This is a genomic window from Ruegeria sp. D6, from assembly GCF_056534365.1.
This window is the reverse complement of the sequence record NZ_JBQFPH010000002.1, coordinates 516,756-538,929: the sequence shown is the minus strand read 5'-3', so window position 1 is coordinate 538,929 and position 22,174 is coordinate 516,756. Positions and strand designations below refer to the sequence as shown.

The following is a 22,174-nucleotide window of genomic DNA, read 5'->3' as shown; positions in this document are numbered from 1 at the left end:
GATGGAGATTGAGACCGAAATCTGCGTGATCGGAGGAGGCCCGGCAGGTAGTTCTGCTGCGCTGAAGTTGGCTCAGCTAGGTCGGCGTGTCTGCCTGATCGAGCGGCAAACGTTCCCGCGCCAGCATGTCGGCGAGTCATTGCCGCCATCAATCTGGCCGATCCTGAACCTGTTGGGGGTCGACGAAACCGTTTCCCAAGCCGGTTTTCTGCGTGCAAGCGGATCGCTTTTGCATTGGGCCGGAGCGTTCGAACGTCGCGGCGTCGACGGTGATCACCCCGGACTTTTGGTTGACCGGGGCCAGTTCGATGCGGTGCTGTTACGTGCAGCACAAGCGGCAGGGGCGCAGGTCATCCAACCTGCGCGCGCATACCGCCCGGTGCGCCAGCAGTCTGGTTGGGAGATTCCCGTTCGGACCGACACGGGCGCCTTTCGGATCCAGGCACAAATCCTGCTGGACGCAGCGGGACGGCAAGCCGGGCTGGGCCGCAGGTTTCGCCCTGCATCCCAACCTTTGTTAGCGCTTTATGCTTATTGGCACGTGCCGCCGGGCTTTGGCCCGCAAGCCCGGGTCGAGGCGGGACAAGGACATTGGTATTGGGGCGCGCTGTTACCGGGAGGAGTGGTCAACGCAATGGTTTTTGTCGATCCCGACGCCTGCATCGGGCTGCCACCCGCAGATCGACGCGATCTCTATCTGAATCTTCTGGCCCGTTCGACACTACTAGCGCCCTGTCTGGAACAGCGCCGTATCGGGCCTGTGCGGCGGGCGGATGCGACCAGCCAGGCCGAGACAACACCAGCAACGCGCGACCTTCTGCGGGTCGGAGAGGCCAGCTTCGCGGTCGACGCGTTGTCGTCGCAGGGGGTGCAATTGGCGATGGGGCAGGCGGTGCAGGCCGCAGCTGTGGTGAACACGCTTCTGACAACCCCCGATCATAGTGATCTGGCCTTGTCTTTTTATGCGGATCGGCAATTCGAGCGTGTGCAGACCCATGCAGCGCTCGCAGCCGATTTCTATGCACGGCAGCATGCTGTCGATCCTTCGCACTTCTGGGCTGAGCGCGCAAAGCCGTTGGATTGGGTAAAGTCTCCAGCGTTCGATCCAAACACGGAGGCGTTGCGTGATGATCAGCCCCTCATCCTGTCACCTCAGGCCAAGCTCATCACTTCCGGCGTGCAAACCGCTTCGCATATCGAACCCGGCCTTGTCATAGGGCACCCGAATCTTCCAAGGCCAGTTGCAAATCTGGAGGGCGCAATGCTGGGACCGTTGCTAGAGCGGCTGGGCGCCCCGACAACCACTTTGAACATCATCAAGAGCTGGTCAGAGGTTTTGGCCACACACACGGCGTCGCGCATTCTGCGCTGGCTTTGGTATCATCGCATCGTGATCCCCGCCGCTGATCAGGCTTAATCGAGGTTTCCTCGGCGCGTTGAATCACCTAAAGTCCGCCGCAACGCCAATCGCCAAGAAACAAGAGGTCGCATGTCGCGTTTTGATGGGTATTTCCTGCGGCAATTGCTGGTGCTGTTTGGCTTTTTCACCCTTGTGCTTGTCGGGGTGTTCTGGATCACGCGTTCAGTCAGCCTTTTTGATCGGGTCATCAGCGGCGGCCAATCGGCGATGGTATTCCTGGAGTTCACGGCGTTGACCTTGCCGACGCTGATCCGGACGGTCATGCCCATGGCTGTGTTTGCGGCCGCTGTTTACGCAACCAACCGTTTGAGCCGCGAAAGCGAGATGACGGTGATGCTGGCAACAGGCTCCAGCCCGTGGCGACTTGCGCGAGCGGTCTTGGTGTTCGGGCTCAGTGCGGGACTGATGATGGCTGTCATCAGCGTCTTTCTGCGACCTGCATCGGTTGATCAACTGGAATTAAGACAGGATGAAGTTGCCGGAGATGTCACCGCACAGCTGTTGAATGAGGGCGAGTTCTTGCATCCAGCAGAAGGTGTAACCGTCTATATCGGCGATATCGATTTGGACGGAACGCTGCGCGAAGTCTTCGTCTCGGACCGTCGCGATGGGATTAACCCGGTCAGTTATTCCAGTGCTACGGCCTATCTGGTCAATCAGGCTTCGGGCATTCATCTGGTTATGCTGGATGGGATTGCGCTGCGGTATGATCAGGCTGGTAACACGCTGTCATCCACGTTGTTCGAAGACGCCTCTTACGACATTTCCGAACTGACCCAGAATTCGAGTATGGGCCATCGCAGCCTTGAAGCCATCCCGACGGTCGAGTTGATCTGGGATCGCGAAGCGGTCTCAGTGAAAGATGATCACAGCATCGGCCATCTGGTGGATGAGCTGCACCAGAGGTTCTCGTGGATTGCAATATGTATTGCGGTCGCATTGGTCGGATATTCGACCCTGATGCTGGGTAGCTTTTCGCGCTTTGGGCTTTGGCCTCAGATCCTGGGTGCCTTTACCATTCTGGTCCTGCTTGAGGGGGTTCGGGGATTCGTATCCCCGTTCGTCATCAATGATCCCAGACTTTGGGGCTTGCTGTATCTTCCCGCCGTTATGGGCGTGCTTGTGTCGGTTCTGTTTTTACTGGCCGCGGGGCGACCCTTGATGCGAAAAAGGGTTCGAAACGGAGCACCAAAGCCGTCACCGGTCTGAAGTCAGCGGCGAAGTTCCTCCAGGCACTGCAGGATGTTTTCAACTTCTTGACTGTCCGAACGGACCACCAAATACAGCGGTAGCATTAAGTCGCGCGCATCTTTCTCGCGCAACAGCTCGCCTGAGTTCAGATGCTGAGTGATGACATAGTCCGGGAAATACCCATACCCGCCACGCTGTAGGAGATAGCGCAAAGCCATCAAGCAATTACCCAGAAAGATAGTTTGCCCTGTCGCGAGACGCGCTGTGGAACGGACATGATCCCGGTAGGTCTCGCCCAGTTCTATGTTGACAAATACCCGTTCAGCGTCGGTGTTCGCATCCTTCCTGCTTTGAACCAAAGACAGTCGTTCGGGCGCAAGTTCGTGGAATACCACGCGCCGGTCCGCAGGTTTTTCATGGGTCAGCGCGGCGTCAAGTACGTGGGTCGCAACGGCGTCGACCATATCCAAATCATGGTCGTAATTCAGGGTTAAAAGCAATTGTCCAAACCGTTGTTCAAAGCGAACAGCAAGGTCCACCAGTAACGGATCCCACACGCTCAGTTGGGCACCCAGACGCAGTGCCAACCGATTTTGAATCTGTTCAGGCAGGTCGTTGGCGGCGAACGACCACAGCGACAGCATCTGTTCAGCATAGGGTTTGAATTGGCGACCGTACTCGGTCAATACCGTTCCGCCGGCCCCGCGCGAGAACAGTGGTTTGCCTGTTGCGTCTTCCAGGGCCCTGATCCGGGCGCTGACTGCGGTTTGGGTTACATTCAACTTACGGGCCGCTGAGTGAAATCCGCCGGTTTCGGCTATGCTTAAAAATGTTTCCAGAGATTTGGTTTGCATATTGAAAGTATTTTTTGATCGTATTGATAAAATCAATTCATTTTTTTGCCTATATCTGCCGCTTTAAAGTGATTTGACGAACGTAGCCAAAGGATTCGCGCGATGCTGGACAAGAGCCACAAACCCACCTGGACCAGTTTTGAAGAGGCGACCAAGGCCGACTGGGATGCGGTCATGGATTATGAAGAGAGCTACAACGCTGCTTTGCCGGATCGCATACTGGACGCCATTCGTTCACTGGATGAAGAATGGACGCCGTATCCGGTGAATCGCTATCAGCACAGCCTGCAGGCCGCGACACGAGCGTATGAGGACGGCGCTGATGAAGAGTTGGTTGTGGCTGCCCTGATCCATGACACCGGCGATATCTTGTCGCCTTATAATCACGGGGAACTGTCCGCCGCGATGATGAAGCCTTATGTCAGTGAGAAGACACACTGGATTCTCAAGCACCACTGCGTGTTTCAGGGCTACTACTACAATCATCATCTAGGTGGTGATCGGAATGCTCGCGACAAATACCGCGACAGCCCGTATTGGGAGGACTGCCGCTATTTTTGTCATGAATATGATCAGAAGGCGTTCGACCCGGATTATCCGACCAAACCGCTGGAGTTCTTCGAACCCATGCTACGCCGCGTTCTGAACAAGGGCGAAGGGCACATGGAACTGAATGAGACCGCCGAGGGTTAACAGGCGGCCATCAGGCGATAGACGATCTGGGCGGCGGTAAAATCCCAGGCGGCATTGCCGTTCGGGGCCAGTTCGACGACGTCGAAACCCACACATTTTCGGCCCTTCAGGGCGTGTTCCACCAGGCGCAGGGCTTGATAATATCCCAGCCCGCCTGGGACGGGTGTTCCAGTGGCGGGCATGATTGCCGGGTCCAGCCCATCAACGTCAAAGCTGACGTACACCAGTTCGGGAAAATCCTTGGGCAGATCAACCGAGTGGATGTTGCCGGTAACCAGTTCTTCGGCGTCTACATGAAACACGTGATTTTTCAGGCGGCTTTGGGCCTCTTCGGTCGAAAAGGCGCGAACGCCGAATTGCGCCAGACGGATACCTTCTTCGGCAAGAAGATGCATGACTGAGGCGTGAGAGTGTTTCTCGCCCTGATAAGCGTTGCGCAGATCAGCATGGGCGTCGATTTGCACGATACCAATCGGTTGGTTTAGAGCGCGGGCAACACCCAACACTGCGCCGTAGCTAAGTGAATGCTCTCCACCTAGCGTCACCGGGATTTTGCCGGCGCGAACGGCCGCTTCCGTGCGTTGGGCTAGGCGTTCCATTATCTCTGGCAACGCTGCATCGCAGTCAACGGGTTCTTCGGTGAAGATCCCCTCGACGCAGGGCTCGGCGTGGCCAGTGATGCGTTCCAGTTCATTACTGGCTTCGATAATTGCGTCCGGGCCTTTGGCGGTGCCCGCCCCGTAAGATACAGTGCGTTCCAGCGGCACCGGGATCACACGGAACCGCGCGTCCTCAGTGCGCTCGGATGCGGACAGTTCACTGTCGAGGAAAATACTCATGAGAGGCGGCCTTTAAAGTCGTCATAGCCGAACTGTTTGATGATTTTCAGTTCGTCCGTTTCGCTGTTCCACAGCGCTATAGTCGGCAGCGGAACTCCGTTGAAGGTGTTGGTTTTGACCATCGAATAATGCGCCTGATCGAGGAAGGCAAAGCGCTGGCCGATTTCCAGTGGTTTGTCCCATGTGTAGTCACCGATCACGTCGCCCGCCAGACAGGACGGGCCGCCCAGGCGATAGGTATGGCCTGCCTCGGCCTCATCCATGAGGGCGGGGCGATAGGGGGCTTCGATGACGTCCGGCATATGGCAGGTGGCCGAGATATCGGTGATCGCAAGGGTCATACCGTTGGTCGGCAAGTCGAGGATTTCGCCAACCAGAATGCCCGCATCCAGGGCCACCGCCTCACCGGGTTCCAGATAGACGTCGATACCGTGTGTCTCACGGATGGATTTGATGAAGGCGACCAGCCCGTCGCGGTCATAGTCATCACGGGTGATATGATGCCCGCCGCCGAAGTTCAGCCATTTGATTTGGCCAAGGTACGGTTTGAGCTTTGGCTCAACCGCGTCCCATGTCCGCTGCAACGGCGCGAACCCCTGTTCGCAGAGCGTGTGCATGTGCAGCCCGTCCACGCCACTCATAGTCTCGGCGGACAATTGGCTGACCGGCGTGCCCAGACGCGAGCAGGGCGCGCAAGGGTCGTATTTGGGGATTTCGCCTTCGGAATGTTCCGGATTGATGCGCAGACCGACCTGTACGCCGGCGGCTTGGGCTTTTGCCAGAAAGCGGTCCTTTTGCGCGGGTGAGTTGAAGATGATGTGGTCAGACAATGACAGGATTTCGTCCATGTCCGCGTCTTTATATCCGGCGCAGAAAGTGGCGACCTCGCCGCCATATTCCTCGCGCCCCAGCCGCGCCTCATAGATGCCGGACGCGCAAGTGCCGCCGAGGTGTCGGCGCACCAGTGGGGCCAGCGAGAACATGGAAAACGCCTTAAGCGCGCTCAGGACATGTGCGCCGGAACAGGTGCCGATCTCGGAGAGGATGGTCAGGTTGCGCTCCACGGCTTTCTCATCGACCACGAAGCAAGGGGTGGGCACGCGGTTGAAGTCGAAATTGCGGAAAGCTCCGGCATCTCCGGCTTGGGTGGTCATCATGTCGGACAATTCGGGTGTCTCCGGATTGTGGAGAGGCCGGGGGGCGCTGCCCCCCGCACCCCCCGAGATATTTATAGCCAGATGAAGCTGATGCGGATCAGAAATCGACGGGGCCGTCGAGTTCGTGGACCTGCCACGGCAGGCCGTGGGTGTTCAGCATGTCCATGAAGTCGTCCGGGTCGAGCTGTTCCATGTTCCACACGCCCGGCTGGGTCCAGTTGCCCTTTAGCACCTGCGCCGCACCGATCATGGCGGGGACGCCGGTGGTGTAGCTGACGGCTTGGCTGCCGACCTCACGGTAGCATTCCTCGTGATCGCAGATGTTGTAGATATAATAGGTCTTTTCGCCCGAGCCGTCCTTGGCCTGACCTGTGGCGATGTCACCGATGCAGGCTTTGCCCTTGGTCTCCGCGCCCAGATCGCCGGGATCGGGCAGCAGGGTTTTCAGGAACTGAATCGGGATGATTTCCTTGCCGTCATGCATCACCGGGTCAATGCGAGTCATACCGACGTTTTCCAGCACCTTGGCGTGGGTGATGTAGGCGTCACCGAAGGTCATCCAGAAGCGGGCGCGCTCAATCTCGGGGAAATGGGTGCTGAGCGATTCCAGTTCCTCGTGATACATCAGGTACATGTTCTTGGGGCCGATGGCGGGGAAGTCGAACTCGACCTTGTGGGTCATCGCCGGGCTGTGCTGCCATGCGCCGTTTTCCCAATGGCGCACCTCGGCCAGCACTTCGCGCAGGTTGATTTCCGGGTTGAAGTTGGTGGCGAATTCTTGATCGTTGCTGCCGCCATTCGCGTCCAACACATCGATCTGACGGATCGTATCCAACTTGTGCTTCTTCAGCCATTTGGCGAAGACGGATGTAACACCCGGATCGAAGCCCGAGCCGAGGATGGCAGTCAAACCAGCCTCTTTGAACCGTTCTTGATAGGCCCATTGCCAGTGGTATTCGAACTTGGCCTCGTCCTCGGGCTCATAGTTCGCGGTGTCGAGATAGTGGATGCCGGCCTCAAGACACGCGTCCATCAGAACCAGATCCTGATACGGCAGGGCCAGGTTTACGAGGATTTCTGCACCCGTTTCTTTGATCAGTTTGACTGTGTCTTCAACCTTGTAGGCGTCCAACTCGGCAGTCGCGATGTCCACACCGACGCGGTCCTTAACGGCCGCTGCGATGGCGTCGCATTTCGATTTCGTGCGGCTGGCCAGCGTGATCTCGGTAAAGATGTCCGAATTCATCGCCATTTTGTGCACGGCTGCGTGGGACACGCCGCCCGCGCCGACAACCAGTGTTTTGCCCATGGGATAGTCTCCTCTCAAGGGGTTATTCGTAGTAGGTGTAGCCGTTGATCGAGTCGCGATAGGCGCTCATCAGGGTTTTTCGGTCCTTGGCTTGCAGAGTACCGGTCGAAATCGCCTCGTCCACCATTTTGCGGAACGCGGCGACACAGTCTTGCGGGTCGAATTCCACATAAGACAAGACTTGAGAAATTGTGTCGCCCTCTTGTTCATGCAGCAAGTCGAAGCCACCGTCGGTGCGCAGGTCGATGGTGACTACATTGGTGTCGCCGAACAGATTGTGCAGGTCGCCAAGTGTTTCCTGATAGGCGCCAACGAAGAAGACGCCCATGAAATACTCGCCTTCTTCGGGCAGCGAATGCACTGGCAGGCTGGGGGACACGCCGTCGGCCAGTATGAATCGGTCGATCTTTCCGTCGCTATCGCAGGTGATGTCGGACAGGACCGCGCGGCGGTCTGGTGTTTCATTCAAGCTTTGCAGCGGCACGATCGGGTGCAATTGGTCGATGGCCCAGACATCGGGGAGGGATTGGAACAGCGAGAAGTTGCAATGGTAGATGTCCGCGACCTTCTCAAGCTGGTCATCCACTTCCGTGTCCAGATCATCACTTGCCGCCAAGGCCTTGAGACGGGCCATAAGGGACAGGTAGATGCGCTCGGCCCGGGCCATCTGGCGCAGGTCGACATACCCGCGTCTGAAAAGCGCGCGCAATTCATTGCGATAGAAGGTTGCGTCGTTCCAGCATTCCTGCAGCCGATCCTTGCTGAGATAGCCGTGTACTGCGGCGAGGTCCGAAACCATGTGGTGGTCATCGGGCTCGGCCATTGGTCCGTCCGGGGCGTCGTAGAGTGTGCTTTCCAACACGTTGAAGACCAGCATGGACGACGTCGCAACCACCGCACGGCCGCTTTCGGTGATCAGTGTGGGGTGGTCGATTTCAGCCTCGTCCATGGCGTAAGCCACGGTTTCGACTACGTTGGCGCAATATTCCTCGACCGTGTAGTTGATCGAGTTTTCCGCGGCCTTTTTTTCGCCCGTGTAATCCACCCCCATACCGCCGCCGAGATCCAGGTAGCTGAGTGGTACACCTTCACGCGAGAGTTCGGTGTAATACCGGCATGCCTCGCCAACAGCGCGGCGCACATCGTTAACGTCTTGCACCTGTGAACCCAGATGCGAATGTTGCAGCTTGAGGCAGTGCAGCAATCCCGCCGCTTTCAGCTTGTCCACGGTGGCAACAAGCTGGTCGGTGTTCATTCCAAAGGCGGAACGGTCGCCGGAACTTTCTTCCCATTTGCCGCTGATCTGATTGGTCAATTTGACCCGAACGCCTATCAGGGGCTCGATCCCCAGTTGGTTATAGACCTCGATGACGGTATTGGCCTCTTTTGGGCTTTCCAGCACGATGACGGTGTTGAACCCGATCTTGCGAGACAGGATCGCCAATTGGATAAATTCAGCATCCTTGACGCCATTGCAGACGATCAGCGCTTCGGGGGCCAGGCGATGGGCCAGGGCCACCACCAGTTCAGGTTTTGATCCTGCTTCAAGGCCATAATTGTATTTCTTGCCGAACTCGACGATCCGGTCGACCACCTGCGCCTGTTGGTTCACCTTGATCGGAAAAACACCGCGATAGTGGCCCTTATAGTTTACGCGCGCGATTGCCTCGGCAAAGCTCTCGTTCAGGTGCGCGATTTCATGCTCTAGATAAGACGCAACACGCAAGACCATCGGGGCTTTGATCCCCCGGTCGTCCAGATCGCTGAGGATACCCGGCAGGCTGATTGCCTCGGCCTCGGGGGCCATCGGATTGCGCAGAGCTATCTCGCCCCTTTCTGTCACCTCAATGAGGCCATGGCCCCATTTCTCAACCCCGTAGATGGAATGCGGTGCGTCGGGCGTCTGTTTCAATCAGATCAGTCCTTAACTTGGGTGTGCTGGTTTAGCGCCTGCCAATACGGCAGCAGTTTGATTCGTCCAAGTGTAAACTGTGAGAGGGTTCGCCGCCGAATTCTAGCCGTATGTACGGATCGGGATCAGGTGGTTGTCCCACTGGCAATCCGACCGCGCGGTGATTTCAGCGCCGGTGGTCGTCAGAGTGCCAAATGCACCGGTTCCGGTGGTAAACGCCAACCCAGCCTTGCCGGCGCCTAAACCGCAAACATCTTCGAACACTAAAGCTTCGATGAATGCTCCGCTATTTACGTCGAAACGGTGCAATGCATCGCCTCGCGGACAGGTGATCGCAACCGATTGGCCATCGGTGGAAAAGGCAATGCTGCCAGCATACCATTGCAACTCTCTTTGCTGCGTTTCGGGCGCTGACAAAAGGCGAGGCTTTTCGCCCCTTCGGTGAAGCCCCAGAAGGGCAGGGTACTTGGTCTGGCTGCCTTGCCATTGCATTGCAAAACCCAATAGACCATCGTTACGCACCGCAAGATGGCGGATCGAGTTTTTGTGCAGCGCGCGGGGTAGCTCCACTTGCTCCAATATCGAACCCGAAATGTCGAGATAGCTCAGGTTGGGCTGCATCGTTGGCAGATTTAGCTTGGTCCGACCGCTGTCGGGGTGTGTCTCGATGCCGCCATTGGCGATGACCAGTATGTCGCCACCGGGCAGCAAGCGCATGTCGTGGGGGCCTATCCCACCTGACGAGAACTCTCCCAGCCGTGCGAAGCTGATCGCGTCCCAGACGCCAACCACACCTTCTGCGGCCTCATAGTCGTTTTCGGTTGTGAAAAACTGTGTTCCATCAGCCGAGAATGCACCATGCCCGTAGAAGTGGCGGCCATTGGGTGCCTCCAGCCGCTTTAGGACAGAACCATCTGTACAATCAATTACAATTGCAAAGGTCCCGGGGCGGCGGGCAAAGGCGACCGCTTGGGCTTTGAACGGATGGGCCGCGGCGGCGTGCCCGCGCGCGGGTAGCGGTATAGCGAACAAAACTGCGCCCGAGTTATCCAGGCCGGACAGGCGGTAGCTACCATCTGGGAATAAGGCAGCGGCCAGATAGCGGGGCGCGCCGACGGACGCCCAGCCCGGCACCGAAGCAAGACTGGCGGCACCAAGGCCTGCAAGAAATTCGCGACGGTTCGTCAATGGTCAATCCCCATCCAGTGAGTTGAATCCGGCGCTGATGCCGAGCGTCGGGCCAAGCTCGGTCGCGGCGATCTCGCGAATGTCGTTGATCGATTGCTGCAGCGCTTCGATGCGGACGCGACCTTGCGGTGTCGCAACACCGGCGAGGGCGGGGTCGTCCAGTGATTGAGCCCGGTCGATGGCCCGCGCGAAACCGGCATCCAGATCTGCAGCAATCTCAGGGTGGTCAAAGGACAGACGGGCGGCCAAGTCACGCAGGGCGATCAGAGACAGCGTGACATGATGCAACGACCGCTTGGACCGCCGCGCTTCAGCACGGTTCGGGCGCGGACGCTCGAACGTTCCTAAAGGGCGTCCAATGCGTGTGTCGGCTGTGAACTCTAGCCCCGTTGTAAGCGCCTTGAACAGCTCCTGCATCGCCTCATCGCCCGAGCGATAGGGGCTGTTGTCCCCCGGCTGCGTCAGTCGTGGTGCGTAGCTTTGCCAGTCCGCGTTGATCGCGACGGCATTTCGGTTGATATCAGTGGTGATGGCGCGGATAAGCGCGCAACGATAGTCGGCGCTTCCTTGTTCTGTCATCGCTGGATCAAAGAGCATTCGTTCCAATGCAAAAAAGCCGCGCCCGGCGATTGAGGTTTCGGCAAAGGCATCGGGGTCGTCGACGGCAGTGTCTTCACTGGCGATGTGTCGGGACAGGGTTTTGGGTGTGAATCCTTTGGTATCTGGCCAGAAAGCCAGTGCAAAAGCGCGATCGTCAGCCTCGGACGGCCCAAAACGTAAATGGCTGGCCGAAATCCAGCTATTGAATGCCGTGGCGTAATCAGCGCGCAGGTCGTCTGACTCCGGTTCGCAATCTGTTTGGGCTGTGGTCGACAAAGCACCGGTTGCGTCAGCCAGCTCTGCAAAGCGCGGTAGAATATGCGTTTCGGTCACATCCATCAAAATCGGAGCACGATCCTGAGCAAAGGCGCCCAAGGGCACTAGCAGGGCGGCGGCGAAAGTAAGGCTACGCATGGGTCAGAGGCTCCCAAGAAAGCGGATCAGAGCGTCGCGGTCGGCTTTTGGCATTGAAACTACCGTGTCACGGGCGGCCTGCGCCTCGCCACCGTGCCAAAGGATGGCTTCAAGCAGGGATCGCGCGCGACCATCGTGCAGGAATTGGGTGTGGCCCGAGACGCGCTGTGTCAGGCCGATGCCCCACAAAGGCGGCGTGCGCCATTCGCGGCCCGTTGCGCGGGCCTCGGGGCGGTTATCGGCCAGACCCTCGCCCATGTCGTGCAACAGCAGGTCGGTATAGGGCCAGATAAGCTGGAAGCTCTGTTCGGGCCTATCGGGCATCCTGTGGGTGACATATGCAGGCGTGTGGCAGGATGCGCAGCCCGAGGCAAGAAACACTTCTTTCCCGCGCAGCACTTCAGTGTCATCGGTGTCTCGGCGCGCCGGAACACCGAGATTGCGGCTGTAGAAGGCGACGAGGTCCATGCCAATTGCGTCAATCTCGAATCCCCGCGCATCATTGTCTCCGTGCGGTGTATCAATGCAGTTGGCCTGCAATTCGGTGCAATCGCCGTACGGCGCGGGGTAAAGCGGACTTGATATGCCGATATCACCTGCGAAGGCCGCCGCCGATTGCTCCATCACCGTGGGCATCCCGGCCTTGTGACCAAAGCGGCCCATCATTGGTTCGCCAAATTCCGTCGACCATACGATGTTCGGACGGCCCGAGATGCCATCGCCATCTTCGTCATCAGGATCGGCTTTGGCCAGCAAGTCCTCAACCGGAATTGATTCCAGCAACCCCAGTCCGATCATCTGCGGCGCAACTCGAGGGCTAAGCATCGCGTCCGGGTGCAGCGGGCCATAGCCTAAATCGGCGGCCTTATAGCTGGGGCGGCGGAGCGAGGCCGTTTCGCCGTCGGACAGCGCGACGGGGACTTCCTCATACGTGATGTCCAGCCGATATTCTGCGGGATGGCCTGCCAGAGCGAAATCCTGCAGTTGAGTGCCATAATTCGGATCAGGCAGGGTGGCGATATAGTCTTCGATTTCGGCAGGCGCGCCCTCTGGCTTGCCGGGAACCGAAACTCTCAGGAACATCGAGACGGCATTGTCATCCGGGCCGTTAGGCGTATGACCGCGCCCGTCCTTGATGTGACAGCGCTGACACGAGCGGGCGTTGTATAGCGGACCCAAACCGTCCGAAGCCAGAGTGGACGACGGAGACGAGACCCAGATCTTTTTGAACAACCCGTTGCCGACTTTGAAGTCCAGCTCCTGTTCGAAGCTTAAATTGGCGGAGGGCTGAGAAAACGCGTCCGCATCAGTGCGCGCCCGCACGGTCGCAGCACCAGCGGACAGTTCTTCGAACCGTTGCGGCACACTGAAGTCGTCCGGCGTTGCTGTGACAGCGTCGATCCGGGCGCGTTCTTCGGCAGTTCTTGGAAGGAAATTTAGATGAGAGTCCCGCAGCTCGGTGGCTTGGGAAGAGGTGGCCGTGAGTGCGGCCACCGATGCAAGGGCAAGCTTACTCGCCTTCGTCCATCTTGGATGCGTTAAGTTGCGCATAATTGGCTTCGCCAATCCTTTCATAAAGGTCGAGCTGCGTTTCGAGGAAGTCGATATGTCCTTCTTCGTCGCTGATTAATTCTTCGAACAGGCCCATGGACACATAGTCGCCGGCCTCGCGGCAGTATTCCCGCGCTTCGACATAAAGCGCCCGCGCGTCTTGTTCGGCGGCTAGATCGCATTCCAGTGTTTCTTTCGGGGTCTGCCCGATGCGGAGTGGGTCAAGTTTCTGCAGGTTGGGGTGGCCCTCCAGAAAGATGATCCGCTCGATCAGCTTGTCTGCATGGCCCATTTCCTCGATGGATTCCTCACGGCTTTTCTTGGCCATATGGCCAAGCCCCCAATCCTCTTGCAGGCGGTAATGTAGCCAGTACTGGCTGACCGCCGTCAGTTCATGCCGCAGTGATTTGTTGAGGTATTCTATGACCTTGGGGTCGCCCTTCATGTGCTTTCTCCTGTGATACTTCGGATCGTAACGACCGAAGCTGCATGGGGACTTTAAGATTATCGTCTGCGCGCATTGTGTCTAGGAAAAGCGGCATACATCCGCCGCAATCCGCTGACTTGCCAAGGGCATGATAGATCTTGCCGGGAGTGATGATGGTCTGTGGGTCTGCCGCGCGCATCCAATCGATCGCCGCTCGGATATCGTGGTCAGAGATGTTGGTGCAATGGCAAACGATCATGGCGACTCAGTCGGTATATGCTATTTCCGAGTGAAGTGGTTGGTTATTGAGGGCGCGTCCAGTGCCAAGACGCCACACTCGATGTTGAGAAAGGCCGAGAGCACTAAAAATGCGCCCGGCCATGATACCTATTGGAATACCGCGTCAGGGTTATCCAGGCTGTCCGAGCCTTCAAAATCGATCTGGTCAAGCTCCAGCACGGTCACGATGCGTTCGATGGTCTTGGTTTGATCGACCAGTCCATTGACACCACCCATAATCAGCGCTTCGCCACCTTCATTGCCGCGTTCCAGCATCTGGTCATACGCAAAACCCGCTTCGGCGGTTGATTTGATACGGCCTAGCGCCAGCATGGTGTTGGCCAGCTTGGCTTTCATCTCTGTATCAAGCGTCGGATCGGCTGCGGTCACCAGATCCGATAGGGATGCACCCGAAACAGGCGTGCCATCGATGCGGGTATAGCTGCCCAAATACACATTCTGGATGCCCAAGCCGTCATAGTAATGGCTGTTGTGGGTGTTGTCTGAGAAGCAGTCCTGCTCTTCCTCGGGGTCGTTCAACATCAGGCCGAGGCGCATACGCTCACCCGCCTGCTCGCCGTAGGACAGCGAACCCATGCCGGTTAGGATCGCACTAACGCCAGCAGTTTCATTTGCGGCAAGAGCGGCACGTGCGTCACCATCTTCGGCCCACTGGGCAGTCATCCATTCCAGATCACTAATCAGCAGATCGGTTGCCGCTGTCAAATACTGGGCGCGGCGATCGCAGTTGCCACCTGTACAGCCGTCACCAACTAGATAATCGGTATATGGACGATTTCCTGCGCCCGTGCCGTGGCCGTTCAGGTCCTGACCCCACAGCAGGAATTCGATGGCGTGATAGCCGGTGGCGACGTTCGCCTCGATCCCGTCAGCCTCGTGCAGCGTATCTGACAACAGAGCAGGGGTGATTTCGCTGGCGTCGATGGTCTTACCAGACAGATCAAAGCTGGGGTTGGCGATGACGTTCAGCGCGGCAAACTCGTTCTCATCGCTCGGGCCTCCGTAAGAGGAATCCACATAATCTATCATGCCCTCGTCCAGAGGCCATGCGTTCACCTTGCCTTCCCAATCGTCGACGATGGCGTTTCCAAAGCGATAAACCTCGGTCTGCTGATACGGCACGCGCGCGGCGACCCATGCGGCACGTGCGGTGTTCAGAGTGGCATCGGATGGGCTAGCAATCAGGGCGTTGACGGCAGCTTGCAGATTCTTTGCTGCAATCAGACTGTCGTCATATTTGGCTTCGGCGATGTTGGAATATGTGGTCAGAACATCGGCTTTAGACGGGGCCTCGGCGACAGCTGTACTTGCGATACACAAGGTCAGGGCACTGGCCGCGTTGAACAATCTGGTCATGTGGAACACTTTTCTTTCTTAGCGGGATTCGGACCCCGGCAGGCACAGCGGGGCTGGATGCGGCAATTTCTTAGTGAAATAGTCAGTAATGTCAACCTGAGTTTTATTGTCAGATATTATTCCCATTTCTGACTAACCATATCTGGGGAGCCTGATGCACCCGGCGAACATTGCGCTGAGGCGCAATTGTATTAAAATGCCCTACGGTTTGTTTGGTTAATGGTGAACAGAATGAAACGCGCGGCCGTTGTTCTTGCGCTAATACCAGCCGCGCTGATGGCGCAGGCAGAGACCGCCATCGAAGCGCATACTCATGGCGCGGGTCATATGGCAATTTCATTTGTTGAAACCGGATTTAGCCTGACGCTTGAAGTGCCAGGCGTAGATATTGTTGGGTTCGAGCACACTGCCGAGAACGAAGATGAGAGGGCGGATGTTGCCGTCGCAATCTCGGACCTTTCTAAACCGCTTGAGATCTTTGAGGTGCCGCCTGAAGCGGGGTGTGTGACTGCAACGGCCAATGTCGCGCTTGTTGGTGATGTCTTCGTTCAGGATGAGGGGCAAGTCAGCGATAATGCCGCGCATCACACCGAATTTCAGGCCGATTATCTGGTGCAGTGTCAGGAGCCGTCGTTAGTGAATTCAATTCAGTTCACCTATTTCGAACGGTTTGCGCGCGCCGAGCGCTTGTTTGTTGAGCTGACGTCATCCTCGGCCACACAGAACCTTACGGTGGAACGCCAAACGCCACATTTGAAGGTGTCAGACTGAACCGGCGTGTGCCCGCAGTAGCAAAGCTTGACGGTCAACCAGACTGATCCTGAACCAATGCGGCCTGCAACGCGCGGTAGGAGTCCTTTGGCCTTCTTTCCAGCGTCTCGAAATCTACATCGACCAGCCCGAACCGTTTTTCATATCCCAGCGCCCACTCGTAATTGTCGAGAAGGGACCAGATGAAATATCCCTTGATCGGAACGCCGTGGTCCAGGGCCTTACACACTTCGGCAAGATGCTGGTTCAAGTAGTCAATTCTGTCAGCGTCGTTTTGACGTTCTGCGCTCGCCATGCCATTTTCGGTCACGTAGATAGGCAGGTTTCCAGTATACTCTTGCGCGGTCCGGATCAGGAAACGGGACAGGGCTGCCGGATCAATTTCCCACCCCATTTGCGTTTTTGGCAATGGGCCAGGGACGTCGGTCAAGGAAGGCCAAGACGTATCTGCGCGCGTTATCAACTTGCGCGTATAGTAATTGAGCCCACACCAATCGACAGGTGCAGCTATAGTGTCGAAATCATCCTGCCACTTGTCCGGCAGATGCGGCTCCAATCCTTCCAGAACATTTTGAGGGTAGGATTTCTTGAAAGCGCCGCCCAGGAAAAAGCGGTTGTAAATCCCGTCGTAAAGCGCCGCCGCAGTCTGTGCCTCATCGCTGTCGTCAGCAGGTTCCGCCCATTCAAGGTTGAACACTGCGCCAAGGTTCGACATGCCCAATCCGCGCATAGTTTCGATTGCGCGGCCATGGGCCAGCAATACATGATGCATCGCGCGCGCGGTTGCCCGGATGTCGCGCAAGCCGGGGGCATGTTGGCCTTCGAAATGGCTCAGCCAGCTTACACACCAAGGCTCGTTGACAGGTGCGACGCTGAACATCCGATCGCCTATGCGGCCCATGATGATCTCGGTGAAGTCTGCAATCCAATTCGCGATATCCCGGTTTCGCCAACCGCCCAGATCGGCGAGTGGTGACGGGAGTTCCCAGTGATACAGCGTTGCGCAGGGTTTGATGCCGCGTTCAATCAGCGCATCGGTCAGGCGATCATAGAAATCCAAGCCTTGCTGATTGATCGGTCCGCGCCCTTCGGGCAGCACGCGCGCCCAACTGGTTGAAAAACGGTAACAGTCGAAGCCTGCGCCCCGGATCAGATCCAGATCCTGTTCGAACCGGTTATAGTGATCGCAGGCCAAATCTCCGTTTTCCGCATTGGCGACGTTACCTGGAGTTGCAGCGAAACTGTCCCAATGGGTCTTGCCTGCGCCCCCATTGGCGTGTCCCTCGATCTGATAGGCCGATGTCGCCACGCCAAACTGAAAATCTGGCGGGAAATCTGCGCGTTTGTACTTCATCTCACATCCTTTGTGGGGCTGGCCCCGTCGAGCTGCCGACGACAAGTTCAGCCTCCAGCAAGCGCGTTTTGGGTGGGTCATCCGGAGCGTTGATCCGCTCGATCAGCATTTCGGCAGCCACCTCGCCCGCGTGTCTGACCGACGAGCGCGTTGCGGTGAAAATTGGAACATCCATACCATTGCGCATGTAGGACAACTCGTCATCATGAGCGATCACCGAGATATCGCGCCCCATTTTCAGGCCGCTTTCTTCCAGTGCGCGCCGGACTCCAACCGCAGAGATAATCGAAGAGGCCAAAATTGCTGTTGGCGGGTCGTCGAGCTTCAGCATGTCGCAGGCTGTCTGATGCCCATAAATCTCGGTCATCTCAGCGCTGCGCAGCAGGTTTGGATCAGGCGAGATCCCGGTTTCTTTGAGCGCCGCCAGATAGCCGTTCCTCCGCCGACGCGCGAAATCCATTTCCTCGAGCCCGTTGATCAAGGCGATGCGCCGATGGCCCAGATCGATCAAAAACCGAGTTGCGCGTTCGAAAGAACGCTGGTTGTTCACATCGATCCAATCATAGGGCTCTTTGGCGTAGGTCGACCGGCCATGAACAATGAAGGGTACGCCGAGGCGCGATAATACCGAGATGCGCGGCTCTCGTACCTTGGGGCCTTGCAGGACCACGCCGTCTACGACGCCCCGATTGAACAGGCTGCGATAGGATTCTTCAATTGATGTGTCCGGCGCGTGCGTGAACATCATGTCATAATTGTTCGCCGCATAGGTTTTGGCTGCGCCTGCCACAAAATCTCCGAAAATCGGATTGACCATTTCGTGCCGGGACGAGGTGGGAATCACATGGCCGATGACCATAGACCGCCCTGTCGCCAGCCCCTTGGCGCGGCTGTTGGGGCGGTAACCATGCTTGTTCGCAGCAGCCTGAACCCGGATGCGCGTCCCTTCGCTGACCTCCGGGTAACCGTTCAGCGCGCGGCTGACGGTTGTTTGTGAAAGGCCGAGGATCTCAGAGAGTTGCTTTAGGTTCATTTCACTCAAAGCGCCTTCAAATTGATTCCCATTTGTTTTGTTGTGAAAACCTGGCTCAGTCAACATGTTTCGAGAGAATGCCTTAGAATGGCAGTTTTTTAGGGGCTAGTAGGCGAGATATTGACAGGGTCTGAATGTTAGCGGATAAAGTACGGCATCCAAAGCGCTTTGAAAACGAATCTCGTTTGCGCCGAAAATATTGGGAGGAGAACTCATGAGACACGCACTTTATTCGGGTGCGGCGGCGATCGCTCTGCTGGCCGGGTCGGTTCAAGCACAAGATTTGGTCTTCGCGCCGGGCGAGGGGCCGTTCAACTGGGACAGCTATAATGCCTGGGCCGAAAGCGCCCCGGATCTGAGCGGTCAGACGGTCACGATTTTTGGTCCGTGGCTGACCCCGGAGGACGGTTACTTCAACAACATGATTGCCTATTTCGAAGAGGCGACTGGCGCAGATGTGATCTATACCGGTTCCGACAGTTTCGAGCAGCAGATCGTTATCGATGCCGAGGCAGGATCAGCCCCCAATATCGCGGTCTTCCCGCAGCCAGGACTGGCGGCGATCATGGCATCCAAAGGGCAGCTGACACCGCTGGGTGAAGATATGGCGGCCTGGGTTGGTGACAATTATGCGGCTGGCGATTCCTGGGTTGATCTTGGCACTTACAAAGACGCCGACGGCAATGACCAGATGTATGGCTTCTTCTACAATGTGAACGTCAAGTCTCTGGTCTGGTATAACCCGGAAAACTTCGAGGATGCCGGATACGAAGTGCCGACGAGCATGGAAGAACTGAAGGCCCTGACCGAGCAGATCGTCGCCGATGGCGAAACCCCGTGGTGCATTGGCCTGGGATCGGGTGCCGCCACCGGTTGGCCCGCGACCGACTGGGTTGAAGACATGATGCTGCGGACTCAGCCGCCCGAGGTTTACGACCAGTGGGTGACAAACGAGATTCCGTTTGATGATCCGCGCGTTATCGCCGCAATCGAAGAGTTTGGCTGGTTCGCGCGTGATGACGCCAAGGTCTCGGGTGGGTCAGATGCTGTCGCCTCGACTGACTTCCGCGACAGTCCCAAGGGTATGTTCTCATCGCCGCCCCAGTGCTACATGCACCGTCAGGCGTCTTTCGTTCCGGCCTTCTTCCCCGAAGATGTCGAGTTCGGCCTGGATGCAGATTTCTTTTACATGCCGTCTTTCGCAGACAAGGACTTGGGTAACCCGGTTCTGGGTGGCGGTACTCTGATGGCGGTAAGCAATCCATCGGATGCGACCAGCGCGTTCATGGAGTTCCTCAAGCAGCCGATTGCACATGAAGTCATGATGGCACAAACCGGATTCCTGACCCCGCATAAGGGCGTGAACACCGAAGCCTATAAGGATGATACTCTGCGCGGTCTGGGTGACATTCTACTGGGCGCGACCACCTTCCGCTTCGACGGCTCGGACCTAATGCCGGGCGCCGTGGGTGCGGGTACGTTCTGGACCGGCATGGTTGACTATACTGGCGGGAAATCCGCCGAAGAAGTCACCGGCGAAATCCAGTCATCTTGGGACGCAATCAAGTAATCCGCTGAACCTTCGGGCAACCTTTCAATCAGGTTGCCCGAAACCCTAGCAAGGGAGAGGACGCCATGAATCCGGCAATTCAGGGCCTGCTAACAATTGTAATCGGTGTGTCGGGATGCGTGGGCTATTTCTACCTGTCCAACCAATTTCTGGATAAAGTCCTGTTCCCTGCGCGTGGACCGAACGCGGGTCGCAATATCAACCGCGCGAATATGATCCGGCCCTGGCTGTTTCTGCTTCCCGCGATCCTCGCCCTTGGGGTCTATCTTGCCTATCCGGTGTTTGAGACGCTGCGCCTATCGCTGACTGATCGGGTCGCCGGTGGTGGATATGAATGGGCGGGTTTTGACAACTATACCCAGATGGTAGCCGAGCCGAAATTCTGGGAGGCGATGCGCAACAACATGCTTTGGCTGATTGTTGTACCTGCCATGTCCACCGCATTTGGCCTGCTCGTGGCGCAGCTAACGGATCGCATCCGCTGGGGTAACGTCGCCAAGTCGCTGATCTTTATGCCGATGGCGATTTCTTTCGTTGGCGCCTCGGTAATCTGGAAACTGGTCTATGATGCACGTCCGGCCGATCAGGATCAGATCGGCGTCCTGAACGCGATCTACATCTTCTTTGGTGGAACCGAAACGCACACCTGGCTGACCCTGCCTTTCTGGAACAATTTCTTCCTGATGATCGTGCTGGTCTGGATACAAACCGGCTTTGCGATGGTCATTCTGTCCGCCGCGCTGCGCGGCATCCCGGAAGAGACCATCGAGGCCGCCATTCTGGACGGGGCCAATCCGTTCCAGATTTTCTTCAAGATCAAAGTGCCGCAGATCAAAACCACGATCATGGTGGTCTGGACCACCATCACCATCGTGGTCCTCAAGGTCTTTGACATCGTTTTTGCGATGACCAACGGCCAGTGGGAGACCCAGGTTCTGGCCAATTACATGTACGACAAGATGTTCCGCGCCAATGACTGGGGCGTGGGATCGGCATCCGCCATGGTGATCATGTTGCTGGTGACGCCGATCCTGATCTGGAACGTGCGCAATGCGCGCAAAGAAATGCAGTAGGAGGACGGGGTTATGAGCGATATTGCAGGAACCCGCCCAGCCCTAAGATGGGTCGTTCACGCCTCGGTCGTGCTGCTTGTGGTGCTTTGGGTTTTCCCAACACTCGGTTTGTTGATCTCGTCATTCAGAACAGCGGACCAGATTTCCAGCAGCGGCTGGTGGCGGGCGCTCTTCCCGTCGGAACAAAACCTGACTCTGCGCGCGGCGACACCTGAAACGCAAGTTTTGCAGGATGGTCTCTATGTGATCGAAGGCAATATCTTCGATGGTGATCGGGCCTCGGACATTTCGCGATGGGGTGTGAATTCCCGTGCGATTGATGCCTTTGCTCCGGGCGAAACGGCTGAGCTTCGTCGTGGCGGGACGATCACGGTTCAGGCCAACGGTGACTATCGGATGGAAAACGCAGAAGAGTTTTCGGGCAAGCGCGGCCCTCGCGTGTTTGTGACGACTACTCTGCCGCCTGAATTCACCTTGGAAAACTATGCCCATGTTCTCTTCAACGAAAGCAGTTCCGACAGTATGGGCAAGGCGTTCTTCAATACCCTGACGGTGACGATCCCGGCGACGATTATCCCGATTCTTGTCGCAGCATTTGCGGCTTACGCGCTGGCATGGATGGATTTCCCGGGGCGTGCCCTGCTGATCGCTGCGGTGGTTGGCCTATTGGTGGTGCCATTGCAGCTGGCGCTGATCCCGTTGCTGAAACTGCATCTCAATATCGGGATCGGCAAAGGATACCTGGGGGTCTGGATGGCCCATACCGGGTTCGGGATGCCATTGGCGATCTACCTATTGCGTAACTACATGGCCGGGCTGCCTCGTGACCTGATTGAGAACGCCCGGGTAGATGGCGCAACCGAGTTTCAGATTTTTACCAAGTTGATCCTGCCGCTTAGCTTTCCGGCACTGGCATCCTTTGCGATCTTCCAGTTCCTTTGGACATGGAACGATCTGTTGGTTGCCAAAGTCTTCCTGATCGATGCTAGCGGCCAGACAACGGTAATGACCAACCGTATCGTCGAACTGCTGGGTACGCGGGGCGGTAACTGGGAAATCTTGGCCACGGCGGCGTTTGTCTCAATCGCGGTGCCGTTGGCAGTCTTCTTTGCAATGCAGAAATATCTGGTTCGCGGCTTGCTGGCCGGTTCCGTAAAATAAG

General features: G+C 57.2%; 20 protein-coding genes. 7 read left to right on the top strand and 13 right to left on the bottom strand.

Annotated elements, in window-relative coordinates; translation table 11 throughout:
* The first annotated feature begins 1 nt into the window (after position 1).
* Positions 2-1,417 carry a flavin-dependent monooxygenase QhpG gene (gene qhpG / locus ACR0A1_RS10105; RefSeq protein ID WP_480867333.1) on the top strand — a complete coding sequence of 472 codons (1,416 nt, stop codon included), beginning with the start codon at positions 2-4 and terminating at the stop codon, positions 1,415-1,417.
* Between the two features lie 72 nt (positions 1,418-1,489).
* The gene (lptF, locus tag ACR0A1_RS10100; protein WP_170402212.1) at positions 1,490-2,629 is read left to right on the top strand and encodes an LPS export ABC transporter permease LptF; all 1,140 of its coding nucleotides are present in this window, start codon (positions 1,490-1,492) and stop codon (positions 2,627-2,629) included.
* A gap of 2 nt (positions 2,630-2,631) precedes the next feature.
* On the opposite strand, the gene ACR0A1_RS10095 is transcribed toward lptF, so the two are convergent.
* Entirely contained in the window at positions 2,632-3,465 is an 834-nt protein-coding gene (locus ACR0A1_RS10095; RefSeq protein WP_170513489.1) for a LysR family transcriptional regulator, read from the bottom strand.
* 102 nt (positions 3,466-3,567) lie between these two features.
* Between ACR0A1_RS10095 and ACR0A1_RS10090 the strand changes: the two genes are divergently transcribed.
* Positions 3,568-4,158 carry an HD domain-containing protein gene (locus ACR0A1_RS10090; protein WP_480867331.1) on the top strand — a complete coding sequence of 197 codons (591 nt, stop codon included), beginning with the start codon at positions 3,568-3,570 and terminating at the stop codon, positions 4,156-4,158.
* Here ACR0A1_RS10090 and speB read toward each other — a convergent pair.
* The 10 genes from speB to ACR0A1_RS10040 all read right to left on the bottom strand — a co-directional run bounded on the left by speB (position 4,155) and on the right by ACR0A1_RS10040 (position 15,211).
* Entirely contained in the window at positions 4,155-4,997 is an 843-nt protein-coding gene (gene speB, locus ACR0A1_RS10085; protein WP_170802078.1) for an agmatinase, read from the bottom strand. The two genes, ACR0A1_RS10090 and speB, sit on opposite strands and share 4 nt — an antisense overlap.
* Positions 4,994-6,163, bottom strand: coding sequence for a carboxynorspermidine decarboxylase (gene nspC, locus ACR0A1_RS10080; RefSeq protein ID WP_480867329.1), 1,170 nt, complete (start codon positions 6,161-6,163; stop codon positions 4,994-4,996). Before nspC ends, speB begins: the two co-directional genes overlap by 4 nt.
* An 88-nt stretch (positions 6,164-6,251) precedes the next feature.
* Positions 6,252-7,463, bottom strand: coding sequence for a saccharopine dehydrogenase family protein (locus ACR0A1_RS10075; protein WP_480615103.1), 1,212 nt, complete (start codon positions 7,461-7,463; stop codon positions 6,252-6,254).
* A 22-nt stretch (positions 7,464-7,485) separates the two neighbouring features.
* Complete coding sequence (gene speA / locus ACR0A1_RS10070; protein ID WP_170609702.1) at positions 7,486-9,375, bottom strand: biosynthetic arginine decarboxylase; 1,890 nt, start codon at positions 9,373-9,375, stop codon at positions 7,486-7,488.
* A 102-nt stretch (positions 9,376-9,477) separates the two neighbouring features.
* Complete coding sequence (locus ACR0A1_RS10065) at positions 9,478-10,563, bottom strand: DUF1513 domain-containing protein (protein ID WP_480867326.1); 1,086 nt, start codon at positions 10,561-10,563, stop codon at positions 9,478-9,480.
* A 3-nt stretch (positions 10,564-10,566) separates the two neighbouring features.
* Complete coding sequence (locus tag ACR0A1_RS10060; RefSeq protein WP_480762206.1) at positions 10,567-11,577, bottom strand: imelysin family protein; 1,011 nt, start codon at positions 11,575-11,577, stop codon at positions 10,567-10,569.
* Between the two features lie 3 nt (positions 11,578-11,580).
* The gene (locus tag ACR0A1_RS10055) at positions 11,581-13,128 is read right to left on the bottom strand and encodes a di-heme oxidoreductase family protein (RefSeq protein ID WP_480867323.1); all 1,548 of its coding nucleotides are present in this window, start codon (positions 13,126-13,128) and stop codon (positions 11,581-11,583) included.
* The gene (gene bfr, locus ACR0A1_RS10050; RefSeq protein ID WP_170392566.1) at positions 13,088-13,573 is read right to left on the bottom strand and encodes a bacterioferritin; all 486 of its coding nucleotides are present in this window, start codon (positions 13,571-13,573) and stop codon (positions 13,088-13,090) included. Before bfr ends, ACR0A1_RS10055 begins: the two co-directional genes overlap by 41 nt.
* The gene (locus ACR0A1_RS10045) at positions 13,521-13,814 is read right to left on the bottom strand and encodes a (2Fe-2S)-binding protein (RefSeq protein ID WP_480867321.1); all 294 of its coding nucleotides are present in this window, start codon (positions 13,812-13,814) and stop codon (positions 13,521-13,523) included. Before ACR0A1_RS10045 ends, bfr begins: the two co-directional genes overlap by 53 nt.
* A gap of 128 nt (positions 13,815-13,942) precedes the next feature.
* Positions 13,943-15,211 carry an imelysin family protein gene (locus ACR0A1_RS10040; RefSeq protein ID WP_480867320.1) on the bottom strand — a complete coding sequence of 423 codons (1,269 nt, stop codon included), beginning with the start codon at positions 15,209-15,211 and terminating at the stop codon, positions 13,943-13,945.
* A 231-nt stretch (positions 15,212-15,442) separates the two neighbouring features.
* On the opposite strand from ACR0A1_RS10040, the gene ACR0A1_RS10035 reads away from it, so the two are divergent.
* Complete coding sequence (locus ACR0A1_RS10035; protein WP_480867318.1) at positions 15,443-15,982, top strand: ZrgA family zinc uptake protein; 540 nt, start codon at positions 15,443-15,445, stop codon at positions 15,980-15,982.
* Between the two features lie 34 nt (positions 15,983-16,016).
* Here ACR0A1_RS10035 and ACR0A1_RS10030 read toward each other — a convergent pair whose 3' ends face one another.
* Complete coding sequence (locus ACR0A1_RS10030; RefSeq protein ID WP_480867316.1) at positions 16,017-17,336, bottom strand: GH1 family beta-glucosidase; 1,320 nt, start codon at positions 17,334-17,336, stop codon at positions 16,017-16,019.
* Between the two features lies 1 nt (position 17,337).
* Entirely contained in the window at positions 17,338-18,369 is a 1,032-nt protein-coding gene (locus tag ACR0A1_RS10025) for a substrate-binding domain-containing protein (protein WP_170392561.1), read from the bottom strand.
* A 214-nt stretch (positions 18,370-18,583) separates the two neighbouring features.
* Here ACR0A1_RS10025 and ACR0A1_RS10020 point away from each other — a divergent pair, with 214 nt between their 5' ends.
* The 3 genes from ACR0A1_RS10020 to ACR0A1_RS10010 all read left to right on the top strand — a co-directional run bounded on the left by ACR0A1_RS10020 (position 18,584) and on the right by ACR0A1_RS10010 (position 22,173).
* Complete coding sequence (locus tag ACR0A1_RS10020; RefSeq protein WP_170512843.1) at positions 18,584-19,939, top strand: ABC transporter substrate-binding protein; 1,356 nt, start codon at positions 18,584-18,586, stop codon at positions 19,937-19,939.
* A gap of 65 nt (positions 19,940-20,004) precedes the next feature.
* The gene (locus tag ACR0A1_RS10015) at positions 20,005-21,012 is read left to right on the top strand and encodes a carbohydrate ABC transporter permease (protein WP_170402173.1); all 1,008 of its coding nucleotides are present in this window, start codon (positions 20,005-20,007) and stop codon (positions 21,010-21,012) included.
* A 12-nt stretch (positions 21,013-21,024) separates the two neighbouring features.
* On the top strand, positions 21,025-22,173 hold the full coding sequence (locus ACR0A1_RS10010) for a carbohydrate ABC transporter permease (protein WP_480762202.1): 1,149 nt from the start codon (positions 21,025-21,027) through the stop codon (positions 22,171-22,173).
* Position 22,174: the final 1 nt, after the last annotated feature.

Coding starts and splice junctions, on each gene's coding strand:
- qhpG (WP_480867333.1), top strand. CDS start 2: ATGGAGATTGAGACCGAAATCTGCGTGATCGGAGGAGGCCCGGCAGGT.
- lptF (WP_170402212.1), top strand. CDS start 1,490: ATGTCGCGTTTTGATGGGTATTTCCTGCGGCAATTGCTGGTGCTGTTT.
- ACR0A1_RS10095 (WP_170513489.1), bottom strand. CDS start 3,465: ATGCAAACCAAATCTCTGGAAACATTTTTAAGCATAGCCGAAACCGGC.
- ACR0A1_RS10090 (WP_480867331.1), top strand. CDS start 3,568: ATGCTGGACAAGAGCCACAAACCCACCTGGACCAGTTTTGAAGAGGCG.
- speB (WP_170802078.1), bottom strand. CDS start 4,997: ATGAGTATTTTCCTCGACAGTGAACTGTCCGCATCCGAGCGCACTGAG.
- ACR0A1_RS10075 (WP_480615103.1), bottom strand. CDS start 7,463: ATGGGCAAAACACTGGTTGTCGGCGCGGGCGGCGTGTCCCACGCAGCC.
- ACR0A1_RS10060 (WP_480762206.1), bottom strand. CDS start 11,577: ATGCGTAGCCTTACTTTCGCCGCCGCCCTGCTAGTGCCCTTGGGCGCC.
- ACR0A1_RS10055 (WP_480867323.1), bottom strand. CDS start 13,128: ATGCGCAACTTAACGCATCCAAGATGGACGAAGGCGAGTAAGCTTGCC.
- bfr (WP_170392566.1), bottom strand. CDS start 13,573: ATGAAGGGCGACCCCAAGGTCATAGAATACCTCAACAAATCACTGCGG.
- ACR0A1_RS10045 (WP_480867321.1), bottom strand. CDS start 13,814: ATGATCGTTTGCCATTGCACCAACATCTCTGACCACGATATCCGAGCG.
- ACR0A1_RS10040 (WP_480867320.1), bottom strand. CDS start 15,211: ATGACCAGATTGTTCAACGCGGCCAGTGCCCTGACCTTGTGTATCGCA.
- ACR0A1_RS10035 (WP_480867318.1), top strand. CDS start 15,443: ATGAAACGCGCGGCCGTTGTTCTTGCGCTAATACCAGCCGCGCTGATG.
- ACR0A1_RS10030 (WP_480867316.1), bottom strand. CDS start 17,336: ATGAAGTACAAACGCGCAGATTTCCCGCCAGATTTTCAGTTTGGCGTG.
- ACR0A1_RS10025 (WP_170392561.1), bottom strand. CDS start 18,369: ATGAACCTAAAGCAACTCTCTGAGATCCTCGGCCTTTCACAAACAACC.
- ACR0A1_RS10020 (WP_170512843.1), top strand. CDS start 18,584: ATGAGACACGCACTTTATTCGGGTGCGGCGGCGATCGCTCTGCTGGCC.
- ACR0A1_RS10015 (WP_170402173.1), top strand. CDS start 20,005: ATGAATCCGGCAATTCAGGGCCTGCTAACAATTGTAATCGGTGTGTCG.
- ACR0A1_RS10010 (WP_480762202.1), top strand. CDS start 21,025: ATGAGCGATATTGCAGGAACCCGCCCAGCCCTAAGATGGGTCGTTCAC.